This is a genomic window from Blastocatellia bacterium (assembly GCA_016713405.1).
Classification (GTDB): Bacteria; Acidobacteriota; Blastocatellia; order Chloracidobacteriales; family JADJPF01; genus JADJPF01.
In genome coordinates this window covers 392,921-406,372 of record JADJPF010000027.1, presented here as the reverse complement: position 1 = coordinate 406,372, position 13,452 = coordinate 392,921, and the positions used below count along the sequence as shown (strand labels likewise).

At 34.9% G+C, this 13,452-nt stretch carries 9 protein-coding genes, 2 pseudogenes and 1 riboswitch; of the genes and pseudogenes, 10 read left to right on the top strand and 1 reads right to left on the bottom strand.

What is annotated here, in order from left to right; translation table 11 throughout:
- Positions 1-55: 55 nt before the first annotated feature.
- On the bottom strand, positions 56-1,597 hold the full coding sequence (gene guaA, locus IPK14_27475; protein ID MBK7996976.1) for a glutamine-hydrolyzing GMP synthase: 1,542 nt from the start codon (positions 1,595-1,597) through the stop codon (positions 56-58).
- A 121-nt stretch (positions 1,598-1,718) separates the two neighbouring features.
- On the opposite strand from guaA, the gene IPK14_27470 reads away from it, so the two are divergent.
- From IPK14_27470 to IPK14_27425, 10 genes and pseudogenes are all read left to right on the top strand, one after another.
- Positions 1,719-2,930 carry a PQQ-binding-like beta-propeller repeat protein gene (locus IPK14_27470; protein MBK7996975.1) on the top strand — a complete coding sequence of 404 codons (1,212 nt, stop codon included), beginning with the start codon at positions 1,719-1,721 and terminating at the stop codon, positions 2,928-2,930.
- A gap of 11 nt (positions 2,931-2,941) precedes the next feature.
- Positions 2,942-5,070, top strand: a pseudogene (ligA, locus tag IPK14_27465) (NAD-dependent DNA ligase LigA).
- A gap of 214 nt (positions 5,071-5,284) precedes the next feature.
- Positions 5,285-5,494, top strand: coding sequence for a hypothetical protein (locus IPK14_27460; GenBank protein MBK7996974.1), 210 nt, complete (start codon positions 5,285-5,287; stop codon positions 5,492-5,494).
- 225 nt (positions 5,495-5,719) lie between these two features.
- Positions 5,720-8,228, top strand: a pseudogene (gene mutS, locus IPK14_27455) (DNA mismatch repair protein MutS).
- A 229-nt stretch (positions 8,229-8,457) separates the two neighbouring features.
- Complete coding sequence (locus IPK14_27450) at positions 8,458-9,258, top strand: acyltransferase (protein MBK7996973.1); 801 nt, start codon at positions 8,458-8,460, stop codon at positions 9,256-9,258.
- A gap of 263 nt (positions 9,259-9,521) precedes the next feature.
- Positions 9,522-9,608, top strand: a riboswitch (cyclic di-GMP riboswitch).
- A 264-nt stretch (positions 9,609-9,872) separates the two neighbouring features.
- Complete coding sequence (gene pilM / locus IPK14_27445) at positions 9,873-10,943, top strand: type IV pilus assembly protein PilM (protein MBK7996972.1); 1,071 nt, start codon at positions 9,873-9,875, stop codon at positions 10,941-10,943.
- Between the two features lie 2 nt (positions 10,944-10,945).
- Positions 10,946-11,566, top strand: coding sequence for a PilN domain-containing protein (locus IPK14_27440; GenBank protein MBK7996971.1), 621 nt, complete (start codon positions 10,946-10,948; stop codon positions 11,564-11,566).
- 12 nt (positions 11,567-11,578) lie between these two features.
- Positions 11,579-12,235: a type 4a pilus biogenesis protein PilO gene (gene pilO / locus IPK14_27435; protein MBK7996970.1), complete on the top strand. Its 657-nt coding sequence runs from the start codon at positions 11,579-11,581 to the stop codon at positions 12,233-12,235.
- A gap of 2 nt (positions 12,236-12,237) precedes the next feature.
- Positions 12,238-12,846: a hypothetical protein gene (locus IPK14_27430; protein ID MBK7996969.1), complete on the top strand. Its 609-nt coding sequence runs from the start codon at positions 12,238-12,240 to the stop codon at positions 12,844-12,846.
- Between the two features lie 14 nt (positions 12,847-12,860).
- On the top strand, positions 12,861-13,433 hold the full coding sequence (locus tag IPK14_27425) for a hypothetical protein (protein MBK7996968.1): 573 nt from the start codon (positions 12,861-12,863) through the stop codon (positions 13,431-13,433).
- Positions 13,434-13,452: the final 19 nt, after the last annotated feature.

The window sequence follows — 13,452 nt, the reverse complement described above, 5'->3', positions numbered from 1 at the left end:
CAAAGAATAATAGCATTAAAACTCTTATTGCTCAATTTGCAAGTGTATAAAATATTTATTCCCATTCAATTGTACTAGGGGGTTTAGAGGAAATATCATAAACCACTCGATTTATACCTTTTACTTCTGAAATGATTCTACTAGAAATACGATGTAGAACATCATAAGGCATTCTTACCCAATCAGCCGTCATTCCATCTTGGCTATGTACGGCACGAATAGCAATAGCATTTTCATAAGTACGACTATCACCCATTACGCCTACACTTTGAATAGGTAGCAACACGGCAAAAGCTTGCCAAATCTCATCATAAAGGTTTGCTCGTCGGATTTCTTCCATCACAATAGTATCTGCTGATTGTAGCGTAGTAACTCGATCTGCTGTAACTTCGCCTAAGATACGAACAGCTAAACCAGGGCCGGGAAAAGGTTGACGGTTAATGATTTCGTCTGGAAGCCCTAGTTCACGGCCTAATTGCCTAACTTCATCCTTAAATAATTCTCTTAGTGGTTCAATTAGCTTTAATAACATTTTTTCTGGCAATCCGCCAACATTATGATGAGATTTAATTACTGCCGATGGGCCTTTAACCGATACAGATTCAATAACATCTGGGTAAAGTGTGCCTTGAACAAGAAAATCTATTGTTCCTAGCTTTTTAGCTTCTGACTGGAAAACTTCAATAAATTCATTTCCTATACGCTTACGTTTTAATTCTGGATCGATAATCCCTTCTAATTGAGAAAGAAATCTTTCTCCAGCAGCCACTCCAATAACATTTAAGTGAACATTTTCTTTATAAAGGTTTAGAACTTCGGTAAATTCATTTTTTCTAAGTAGCCCATTATCAATAAATAAACACGTTAACTGTGCGCCAATTGCACGATCAACTAAAGCTGCTGCTACAGAAGAATCAACCCCACCAGAAAGCCCACAAATTACATGTCTATCGCCTACTTGAGCTTTGATTTCAGCAACAGTTTCATCAATAAAAGCATTCATTGTCCAATCTCTATGACAATGACAAATATCTAAAAAATTACTTAAGATTTGTTTTCCTTCTGGAGTATGAACTACTTCAGGATGAAATTGTAAGGCATAGTAGTTATTTTCTAAGTTTATAGCAGCACCAAGCGCGTTTTCTGTCTGTGCTATAGCTCTAAACCCGCTAGGAAGTTGACTAACGTAATCTCCATGACTCATCCAAACTTGTAAACGATTAGGTAAATTAGCAAAAAGTTTAGTGTCGGTTTCGTTAACAATAATCTCTGCTGCGCCGTATTCCCTTTGTTTAGAGGCTTCTACCTTGCCGCCAAGAAAGAAAGCTAGTAATTGAAATCCATAGCAAATCCCTAATATAGGAATATCTAGTTTTAATACTTGAGAATCACAATGAGGAGCATCTTTTTCATAGACCGAAGCCGGGCCACCTGAAAGGACTATTCCTTTAGGATTTTTTGCTTTAATTTTCTCTATTGGCGTGTTAAAAGGTATGATTTCGCAGTAAACATTTAACTCTCTAACTCGTCGGGCAATTAGTTGAGTGTACTGCGAACCAAAGTCAAGAATCAAAATAATATCGGATTTATTAGTCACAAAAGTTGTCTCTCAGTAATAAAAATACAATAAAAAAGAAACCAATATTATATGAGGATCAACTTAATAGCTGCAAATAGAGCTAGGGCTTTATTGCCAAACTTTAGTAGGAAATTAAGTTATGCAAAATTTAGCGACTTCAAAATATTCTAAAATGCTTTGTCTATTATTAGTTTTTCTATTTTTGTTCAATATTGACATTTTTGGACAAGGCAGACGAAGAAGAGATAGAGAAAATTTTAGAAACCGTCAAAAAAAGGAAAAACTTAAAAAAGAGATTTTTACCAAGCTAGAAACTTTACCACCAGCATTTGTTTTTCAATGGCAATTTGCTAGCCGTAATACTACTAAATTACCTGTTTTAGTAGAACCAGAAAGCGTTTATTTACCTTTGGATGATGGGCGGATAGTATCGCTAGAAGCAAGTAGCGGTCAACTTCGTTGGGAAACTCAACCAGGAGGAAAAATTGTTTCTCCGCTAATTGCCACTGAAGAAAATATTTATATTTCCTCTCGTCCAAACTCTTCTGATAGTAATGAAGGAATTTTAAGAGTTATTAATAAGCGGACTGGTCTAACAGCTTGGACAAAAAATTTTCCTCAAGCTTTTTCTAACCCTTTAGTGCTAGAAGAACAAACAATTTATGCTGCAAGCGAAGACAACAAATTTTACTCGCTAGATATATCAGGAAATACTAATTGGCAAGTTGACTTAGGTTCTTTAGCGAAGGCTAAGCCTTTATTTGCAGATGATGAAATATTTATTGGCACTGAAGCAGGTTTAATGCACAGTTTATCAAGCGAAACAGGCGAAGTTTTTTGGCGTTTTCAAGCTCAAAGTGCTTTACGTGGAACAGCAACAGTTAATGAAAACCAAGTCTTTTTTGGTGATAGCCTGGGCAATATTTATGCTTTAGAGCGTGATACAGGAAAATTACTTTGGCAAGTTCGCGTTGGTGCTGCTGTAGAAACTGCACCTCAACTAACAGATAAGTTTTTAATAGTAAGTTGTTTTGATAATTTTGTTTATGGCTTTAATGCTAAAAACGGTGATACAGCTTGGAAAGTCCGCTTAACTGGCCGTTTAACATTTGATCCAATTCTCAACAATCAACAAATGTTGGTTACTCCTCTTGGTAGCGATAAAATTTTCCTTCTAGCTACTAATGGAAAACCTCTAGGACAATACAAAATAGATAATACTAATGTAATTATTGCTGCACCTACTTTAGAAGCAGAGAATCTATTCTTAGTTACTGATGAAGGTTTGGTTGCTGCTCGCGCCCAAGAACTTGTCCCCATCAAAGAAGAAAAAAAGAAAAATAAAAACTAGGAGTTTTAAGTATGGCCCAAGCCGACGTTAAAGCAGAAATAGAAAAATTACGTAAAGAAATAAATTATCATAATGAAAGATATTATGTTTTAAGTTCGCCAGAGATTTCCGATTATGAATATGACCAATTGCTATTTCGCCTTCGTCAGCTAGAAGATGCTCATCCAGAACTACTTACACCTGATAGCCCTTCTCAACGTGTTGGAGGTCGTCCTGTTTCAGGTTTTGAGCCTTATAAATTTAGACGGCAAATGTTATCGCTTGATAACACTTACTCAGAAGACGATTTATTAGACTGGCATAAGCGTTGTGAAAAACTTGCGGCTGGACGTGCTTATAACTTTGTTGCTGAACTAAAAATTGATGGTTTAAGTATTTCTGCAATGTATGAAACTTCGGTTTTAGTTCGTGGTGTAACTCGTGGAGATGGTGAAGTAGGAGACAATGTTACAGAAAATGTCCGCACAATTAGAGCAATTCCTTTAAGACTTCCTGAAAACCCTTTTTTTCCTTTTTCTTTTCAAAAAACTTCCTCTAACTTGCTATCCAACAGTGACTTACCTTTACTTGATGTGGCTTCTGAGTCTTCAGAAAATAGCGAACTTTGGCCCCAAGGTATAACAGAAATAGAAGTTAGAGGTGAAGTTTATTTATCCAATAAAATGTTTGAAAGAATAAATGAAGAACAGCAAGAAAAAGGGCTTTCTCGTTATGCTAACCCGCGTAATCTTGCTTCTGGGACGATGAAACTTCTTGACCCTCAAGCAGTTGCAGCAAGAAAACTAGATTGTTTTGCTTATGACCTTTATTTTGATGGAAATAAACCTTTTCAAACTCACTGGAACGCGCTTGAATGGCTACGCGGAGCAGGCTTTAAGGTTAATGAGCATAGCCGTTTATGTGAAACTATTGATGATGTAATAACATTTTGTCGCGAGTGGGATGAAAAACGAAACTCGCTAGATTATGAAACTGATGGTGTAGTAATAAAAATTAATCAAATTGACTTACAAGAAGATTTTGGTAGCACAACAAAATCCCCTCGTTGGGCCGTAGCTTTTAAGTATCCTCCACGCCAAGCACAAACCAGAGTAAATGCAATTACAATACAAGTTGGCCGTACAGGTGCGCTAACTCCTGTTGCAGAACTTCAACCCGTTCTTTTAGCAGGAACTACGGTTGCTCGTGCTTCACTTCATAATGAGGATGAAATCAAGCGTTTAGACTTAAAAATAGGCGATTGGGTGATGGTAGAAAAATGCGGCGAGATTATCCCAAAAGTTGTAAAAGTTCTTATAGAAAAAAGAAAAGAAATTAGCGAGCAACTCCAAGATTTTGTTATGCCAAATTCCTGCCCTGTTTGTGGTGGTGAAGTAATTCGTTTAGCAGGCGAAGCAGTAATTCGTTGCACAAATGACAATTGTTTAGCAAAACTTAAAGAAGCCCTGCTACATTTTTCTTCTCGTGATGCAATGCAAATTGAGGAACTAGGCGATAGGCTTGCAGAACAATTAGTGGACAACAAACTTGTTTCCGACCTGGCAGATCTTTACTACCTAAAACTAGAAGATTTGCTAAAACTAGAAAGAATGGGAAAAAATCAGCCCAAAACTTATTAAATCAGCTAGAACAAAGCAAAAAACGTGATCTAGCTCAATTACTTACTGGTCTTGGTATTCGTCATGTTGGTGAGCGTAAAGCTAAAGTGCTGGCAAATCATTTTGGCACATTAGATCAATTAATGGTTGCAACTAAAGAAGAATTAACTAATATTTTTGAGATTGGCAATGTTGTTGCTATGGCAATCTATAATTGGTTTAACTTAGAAAGTAATAGAAAACTAATTGAAAAACTACGTAGTGTGGATGTCAATTTTCAACAATCAGGTTCTAGCACAGTAGCAAAAATTTTTACTGGAAAACAGTTTGTCTTAACAGGAAAATTAGTTAATTTTACTCGTGAACAAGCGCAAAAATTAATTGAAGAACGCGGTGGACGTGTAAATAGCTCTGTTAGCAAAAAAACAGATTTTGTTGTAGCAGGGCTTGAAGCAGGCTCAAAACTAGATCGCGCTCAAAGTTTAGGAGTTGCTATTGTTGATGAAGAAACTTTTGGGAAAATGCTTGAATTAAAGCAATGATTCCAGGTGTTGATAAAAAAATCTTCTATTAAAAAAAAAGTTGTGCAATAATCTAGGTGATTTACCGCAAAAAACTTTCAAGTCAAAAATCAAAATTTCTAGTTGTTGCTAACTAGGGCAGTTGCTAATTAAATACTCAAAAATTATAGTGCCTGGTAAGTGCCAGGTGAATGCAAGTAACCATTGTTAAAAATTTAATTAAGAGGTTATTACCATGAGACCTGCTTTACTTGTTGGAGCCGTTGTTTTGTTAGTTGGCGCACTTTTCTTGTTTTCCAGATATACCAAATTTGGTGTAGATGCTGGATTTAGTTATTTAATAGGTTCATTAGCATGCCTTGTTCTTGCAATGGTATGTGGTGGAGGATGGTTTTTAACTAAACCAAAAGAAAATATGGATGATATTAGTATCACTAAGATTTAGTAATGTATCTTCCATTAAGTAAGATTTTAGCTTATAACTCAAGAAAGCTAAGATAAATTATTATTTACTATAATGTTTTATCCTGGCTCTCTTGATTTGCTATTTCTTTCTCCCGCCTCAATTACTACAAAATCCTATTATTTCAGTCTATATTCTCAATTCTTAAATTAAATTTTATTTTTCCACTTATTAATATTAATACTTACATAAGGTAGGCTTGCAGGAATGGAAAATACAACTCCAATGCTTAAGCAATATAATGAGATTAAGCACCAACACCCAGGAACTTTACTATTTTTTCGTTTAGGTGATTTTTATGAAATGTTTTATGAAGATGCAATCATTGGAGCAAGAGAGCTTGAAATTACCCTAACTGCTCGTAATAAAGAACGTGGAACACCTGTTCCAATGTGTGGTGTACCTTATCATTCAGCTAGCAATTATATCTCAAAATTAGTACGTAAAGGCTATAGAGTAGCAATTTGTGATCAGTTGGAAACAGCTAGTAAAGGTATAAAGTTAGTTAAACGTGATGTTGTTCGTATTATTACTCCTGGAACAACTGTTGATTCACAGTTGCTAGAAAGCAAAGAGAACTGTTATTTAGCTGCAATTACAGGTAATAAAGACACTTTAGCAGTAGCATTTGTGGATGTTTCAACAGGAGAATTTATCACTACACAAACAAGTGGAGAAAACTCATGGTCACGTTTAGTAGAAGAAATCGAAAGTTGTTCGCCTAAAGAAATTATTTATCCTCAGAGTTTGTCTTCCCTTTTTGGAACAACAAATAGTAGTCAAAACACTCCAAAAAAAATCTGTTGCTATCAGCGCGTCAGGAGCAATACTAAATTATGTAAGAGATACCCAAAAAGAAGCTGCTGCACATATTAATAATATTGCTTATTTTGAGCCAGCCGATTATATGATTTTAGATGGCGCAACAATCCGTAATCTTGAACTTGTTGCAGCAATTGAAGGCTCAAAAAGCAATACTTTATTAGGAGTACTAGATCAAACTGAAACCAGTATGGGAGCAAGGCTTCTTAAACAATGGTTGCTTAGACCATCAATTAAACTAGGTGAGCTTAATACCCGTTTGGATGCAGTTGCTGAAGTGCGCCGTAATACAATAATGAGAGATCGAGTCCGTCAGCAACTTGGCAAAATTCAAGATTTAGAAAGACTATTAGGCCGTATTTCTCTTGGTACTGCTAACCCTAGAGATTTACTTTCCTTAAAAAGTAGCTTAGAAATAATTCCTGAGGTCAAACTCTTACTTGAACAAGCTACTAGTTCCCTGCTAGAAGTTTTACGTGAAGATTTAGATGAATTAAGTGATATTAGCAATTTAATTAAAGAAGCTATTACAGATGAGCCTCCTGCTAATTTAAGCGATGGAGGAGTCTTTAGAGAAGGCTATCATAAAGAATTAGATGAACTTCGCTCAATTAGACAAAATGCTCAAAGTTTTATTGCTGCAATAGAAATACGTGAGCGTGAACGTATAGGAATAAGTTCTTTAAAAGTAAGATTTAATAATGTATTTGGTTATTTTATTGAAGTAAGTAAAACTAACCTCAAGCTTGTTCCTGCTGAATATGAAAGAAAACAAACCCTTGTTAATGCTGAACGCTTTACAACCCCAGAATTAAAAGAGTTAGAAACAAAAGTTTTAGGTGCAGAAGAAGAAATACTTAGAATTGAGCAAGATCTTTTTCAACAACTACGCCAACAAATCGCTAGTCAAACAACCAGAATCCAACGTACAGCCCATATTTTAGCGATAATCGATGTGTTATTTAATTTTGCTGAAGTTGCAGCTAAGAAAAATTATTGTCGTCCAACCTTAAATGAAGCCGATGAAATTATTCTTAAAGATAGTCGTCATCCTGTTGTAGAAACTCAAGGAGAACGTTTTATTCCTAATGATTTATATATTAATAATACTACTCATAGATTATTAATAATTACTGGGCCCAATATGGGAGGCAAATCAGTTTATTTACGTCAAACAGCATTAATTTCAATTATGGCTCAAATAGGCTGTTTTGTCCCTGCAACAGAAGCACAACTTGCAATTGTTGATCGCGTCTTTACTAGAGTTGGAGCATCTGACAATCTAGCACGAGGAAGATCAACTTTTATGGTTGAGATGACAGAAACTGCGTATATTCTTAATACTGCAACTCCACGAAGCTTAATTTTACTAGACGAAATTGGACGAGGAACAGCAACTTTTGATGGACTTTCATTAGCTTGGGCCATTGCTGAGTATCTACATGATAATGCTAAACACGCAGCAAAAACCATTTTTGCCACACATTATCATGAAATGACAGAGCTTGCTAAACTGCTGCCTGGTGTACGTAATTTCCAAATGGCATTAAAAGAGCAAGGTGGGCAAATTGTCTTTTTACGCCGCTTGATTGAAGGATCCACTAGTAAATCTTATGGCATAGAAGTAGCTAGAATTGCAGGGCTTCCTACACAAGTAATTGAAAGAGCTAGGGAGATTTTAGGTAATTTAGAAGCTAATGAACTGGATGTAACTGGTAAACCAAAACTTGCTAGACACCTTCCCTCACGGGGTAATAACTGGAAACAACAACCAAGTCTTTTTGATTTAGCTAATGAAAGCGTTTTACAAATTCTTAGAGAGCTACCTTTAGAACAGATATCTCCTGAAGAAGCCTTACGTCATTTAGCAGAGCTAAAAAGACAACTGTTATAAGCTAAATAATCTAGGTAAATTAACTTATTTTTCTATAAGAATTTGCTTAAAAGTGTGGCTTTATTAACGAAATATCAGAAAAGTTAAGTTTTTCTGGCTCTTTAGCTTGGTTTAATCAACCATTTAGTCATATTATTATTTGTATACTTAAGCTTTCCTAACAAAAATCTAATCCAAAATTAGTTATTTCAAAGTATTTTCAGTTTAACGAGAAAGGCCATCTATCTTCATGTCATATAGAAGTCTGCAAGCAACTGAAACCGCAGAAACCATTTTTGACGATTTTTTAGCACGTTTAGAAGAAAAAATTAATGATGCTAGTTTAGATCGTAATGATGTTGTACGTGATACATTGTATGAAATGTATTTTGGTCAAAGGGCAAATGTTAAAAACCTTTATAACCATAAATATCCTATAGCTGCCCGTGCTGTAATGGCATCTTTTGATCCGCGTAACGTTACAATGGAGCCAGAATATTATTCTGATATTGATATTGATAGATACCAATCTCGTAAACCTTTGATCTGGTTATGGCAAATGTTTGATCGCTCTCCATTAGGTGGAAACCTGCTTTTAGCATTTAAGTTTCGCCGAATGTTAGCTCCTTATATATTTCACAAAGTAGGTAAAAACTTTAAGTGTTTTCACTTTGTTGAGTGGAGCTTTGGTTATAATTTATCAATTGGCGATAATGTAGTAATTCATAGAAATGTGCTACTAGACGATCGGGGAGAAATAATAATAGGTAATAATGTCAGCATTTCTGACTATGCTAATCTTTATTCACATTCTCACAGTGTAATAGATATTCATGATGTATCTTGCAAACCAACAATAATACACGACAATGTAAGACTGACTTATCATTCAACGGTTTTAGCAGGTATAACCGTTGGTGAAAATGGTATGGTAGGAGCAATGGGACTAGCTACAAGAGATGTTAAGCCTTACCATGTTAATGTTGGAATACCGGCTAAAAGTGTTTTACTAAAGCCTAATGCCCCAGATACTTACAGAAAAACTGATTAATTCTTTGTCAGACTAGCAAATAAATTGAAAAATCTATTGGAAAGTCTAAATAAAGAAGTTTAAAATAAGAAATATTTTTCAGGTAAAAATCTTTTATTAACAAAGCCCTTGTTAAGTTAAATTATCAAGTAACTCGTTACTATAGTTTATTTAGCATTTTTTAGTTAAAGTATAGTTTTATCTTGTTGTTAGTGTTGGAAAAAAACAGTTGACTCCAAAGTATAAGAGTGATAATTCTATCAAAAACTTGGAGTAGGAACCTTTACTGCTCAGAGCAAATTTCAGGAAACTGAAAGACGCAGAGCTACGGGACTAAAGATTTTTTGATCTATGTCCGCCGGGCCGCCAGCAAAGGTAATAGTTAACCTTAGTGGCGACCTAAATCTTTTGCCGATAACAACTTTCAAAAGTTATCAAAAGGTTGCCATTAAATAATTAATCGCTAAAACTTAATTTTTGATTTTCAAGGACAAAAACTAAGGTGTCTTTTTCTAAACTAGTGATTAATCAAAATTAGATAATAATTTAAGATTTTCTTATAAACTTTGTATTAACAATAGTTTAATGTGTTTTTTAGAAGCAAAAACTCTAGTGCTAAGTAGTGAGGATATATTATGGGCTGGTTTGACTTTGGCAAAAAAAAGAGTGTAATAGGATTAGACATAGGTTCAAGTGCAGTAAAAGCTGTAGAGTTAAAAGGGTCTCGTGGCAATTATGAATTAGTAAGTATTGGTCATGTGCAACTATTATCTGATACTATTGTAGACGGACATATTATTGATCTAAATCATGTTTCTGATGTAATTAACCGAATATTTCAAGAACAAAATATTAAAACTAATTTAGTTGGGACTTCTGTTTCTGGTCACTCTGTAATTGTAAAGAAAATTAATCTCCCAATAATGAGTCCTGAAGAGCTTGGCGAACAAATACATTGGGAAGCAGAACAATACATTCCATTTGCTTTAGATGAAGTTAATTTAAGCTATGAAATTTTGGGCAATGATGCTTCTGGCAATGGTATGGACGTTTTGTTAGTAGCTTGTAAAAAAGATAAGATTGCTCAATATACTCAGGTAATTAATCAAGCTGGTAAACAACTTCATTTTGTGGATGTTGATTCTTTTGCAGTACAAGCTGCCTATGATATTAACTATAAACCACAACCTACAACTACAGTAGCACTACTAGATATTGGGGCTAGTGTAATGAATATTAATGTTGTTCGAGGCTCACAATCAATCTTTACTCGTGATATTTCTGTAGGTGGTAATCAGTACACTGATTTATTACAAAAAGAGCTAAATTTAACTTTTGATGAAGCAGAAAACCTTAAAAAAGGTATGCCAACTGAATCTGGAGTTAAGCCAGAAGATGCACAACCTTTAATTCAATCTGTATCAGAAATTTTAGCTTTAGAAGTACAAAAAACTTTAGACTTTTTCCGTGCAACAAGTTCAATGTCAGATTCAAGTAAAGTTGATCGGATGTTGGTTTCTGGAGGTAGTTCTAAAGTGCCAGGTCTAACAGCCTACTTAGCAGAACGCTTTGGAGTGCCTGTAGAAAAATTTGATTCATTTAGAACAATTAAATATAACTCTAAAAATTTTGATGAAGGCTATATTCGTGAGCTTTCCCCTAATATGGCAGTTGCCATTGGTTTAGCTCTCAGAAGTGGAGATTAGTTATGCTAAAGATAAATTTATTACAGCAAGCTACACCAGATTCAGGGTCTTCAAAATCTAGTCCAATTAGTGCGCAAACTGGTCAACTTATTGCAATGATTGTTGTAGTCGCTCTAGGGGTACTAGCTTGGATTAGTTACGTTTGGTACACCACAGATTTAGAAAACAAACGTGTCAAAGAGAATCTAGCTAATGAACAAAAAGTTGCCGCAGAATTAGCTAAACTAAAAGAAGATGCCGATAAATTACAAAAGCAAATTGTATTAGTACAAAATCGGGTCAAAGTAATTAAACAACTTCGTGCTGAACAACGTGGCCCTGTAGCAGTTTTGTCAAATATAAATGAGCGTATTCCATTAGGAGTAAATCTAGATACAATTACTCAACGTGGTACCGCTATGACAATAGCTGGTAATACTGCAACAGAAGCATTAATTACCAGCTTTGCTAAGGATTTAGAGTTTTCTAATGGGCTTTTCACTGGGGTTGAAGTACAAACAGAGCAGCTTCCAATTACTGCAACAACTACAGAACCATTAACTAAATTTACCATTCGTTGTGTTTATAATCCTCCTGTAGCAACACCAAAACCAACCGATGGGCAAACGGCAAGTATTCAGTAAAGGAGAAATTTTATGGCAGACACAGCAGTAAAAGGCGGTGGTGCTAATTTTTTAGCTGGAATTCCTTGGTTTGTTCAATTTATAGGGATAATCATAATAGGTGTGGTTATTGCCTATGCTGGTTCAAATTTCCTCTTTGCTGATAAAATTGAAGAAACCAGAAAGAAGCAAGAAGAATTAGACAAATTAAGAGAAGATAACCGTAAAGGTGCAATTGTAAGAGATAACTTAAAATCCTATCAAAAAACTTATGATGATCTTCAAGGTGAATTACAAAATCTTAAAGAACTTTTACCTGAAGATGTTGAGCTTTCCAGAATATTAGAGAATATTCAACAACAAACCATTGAACAAAAGTTAAACTTAAAAATTTTTACCCCTAAAGATCAACTAAAGAAAGAATTTTACAAAGAAAAACCCATAAATATCCAAGTAACAGGACTTTACAACAACTTAGGAAGATTCTTTCAACAAATTGCTACTTACAGAAGAATTGTTAGTGTTTCTGATGTAGAAATAAAGAAAGCAAACCCCCAAAGCAATACTCATGATATTGATGCTAGTTTTACTGTAACAGCTTATGTAGCTAGTGAACAAGACATTAGTAATGTATCTGAAGGTGAAGAAAGTAAGGATGCTAAAAAAGATGATAAGGGAGGCGTTAAATAACAATGTTAACATGGAAGATAAATCGATATGTTCTAATTGGGTTAGCATTAAGTATTTCCTTATCAGCAATATCTTATAGTTTTGCTCAAACGCCCCAAACAGTTCCAGGGCAAACTACACCGCCTGTAAGAACCGGGCCTGAGGAGTCCACTATTTCTACTACTTACCGTGAGCCTAAAGGTAGAGCATTTTATGATGAAAAGTTGTTTCCTGAAAAAGAAGTAGAAACTGTAACTCGTAACACTCCGCTAGTTTTTGCTCCTGTTCCTCCACCTAGTTTTGAAGAGCGGGATGCTGCTTGGAAACAAAAACGCCAACAAGCCCGCGAAGGTGGCAGACCTGAGCCACAAGCATCAGAAAAATATCTAGTTGATGAAGTTAAGATTCTAGGAATTTACCGAAAACCTGATGGTCAAGGAGTTTTCCTTAAACCAAGTGCTACAGCTAGCACAATGATCTTTGCTGGTGTAGGACAAGAATTTTGGAATGGTAAAATTACTAGAATTGAAAAAGATAAAGTTGAGTTTGAGATTAGAACTAAACTTAGTAATACAAAAGTAGAAAAGATTGAGACTAAAACCGAGTTTCGAGCTTTCACTAGAGGTAAATAAAAGGAGAAGATAAAATGGCAAGAAAATTTTACCTATCAACTTTTGCTTTAGTCTTAGTGTTAAGTTTTTCATTTATTAACTCTAAAATAACTCTTGTAGAAGCGGCCCAAGACCCAAGTGATGGCCCATTTGTAGATAAAGTTTCTGCCAATTATCGTGAAGCCAAAAAGGATCCTTTCTTAGATGAAAAACGGGTAATAGTAAAAGATAACGATAGAGTTATTACCGAACCTAGTGTTAATGTTGCTGTTACTTTACCTAGTTTTGAAGAAAGAGATGCTGCTTGGAAAGCTCGTCGATTAGAAGCAAACAACAAAATGCAGCCTAGTCCATTAGCAACAGAAAAATACCTAGTTGATGAAGTTAAAGTATTAGGTATTTATCAAAAGGCAGAAGGTCAAGGAGTTTTCCTTAAACCTAGCATTACATCTAGTACAACTATTTTTGCAATGGTTGGTGATAAGTTTTGGAACGGTCAAATAAAAAGTATTACTAAAGATAAAATTGAAGTAGAAGTAATAACAGTTTTTATTAATGGTAAGAAAAAATCAGAAATACAATCTATTCCCTTTACTAGAGGAAAATAGTAGGGTCTTTTATACTAAA

Bases quoted from the DNA above. Each gene is read 5' to 3' on its own strand.
- IPK14_27450 (MBK7996973.1), top strand. From the start codon at position 8,458: ATGTCATATAGAAGTCTGCAAGCAACTGAAACCGCAGAAACCATTTTT.
- IPK14_27470 (MBK7996975.1), top strand. From the start codon at position 1,719: ATGCAAAATTTAGCGACTTCAAAATATTCTAAAATGCTTTGTCTATTA.
- pilM (MBK7996972.1), top strand. From the start codon at position 9,873: ATGGGCTGGTTTGACTTTGGCAAAAAAAAGAGTGTAATAGGATTAGAC.
- IPK14_27430 (MBK7996969.1), top strand. From the start codon at position 12,238: ATGTTAACATGGAAGATAAATCGATATGTTCTAATTGGGTTAGCATTA.
- IPK14_27425 (MBK7996968.1), top strand. From the start codon at position 12,861: ATGGCAAGAAAATTTTACCTATCAACTTTTGCTTTAGTCTTAGTGTTA.
- IPK14_27440 (MBK7996971.1), top strand. From the start codon at position 10,946: ATGCTAAAGATAAATTTATTACAGCAAGCTACACCAGATTCAGGGTCT.
- IPK14_27460 (MBK7996974.1), top strand. From the start codon at position 5,285: ATGAGACCTGCTTTACTTGTTGGAGCCGTTGTTTTGTTAGTTGGCGCA.
- pilO (MBK7996970.1), top strand. From the start codon at position 11,579: ATGGCAGACACAGCAGTAAAAGGCGGTGGTGCTAATTTTTTAGCTGGA.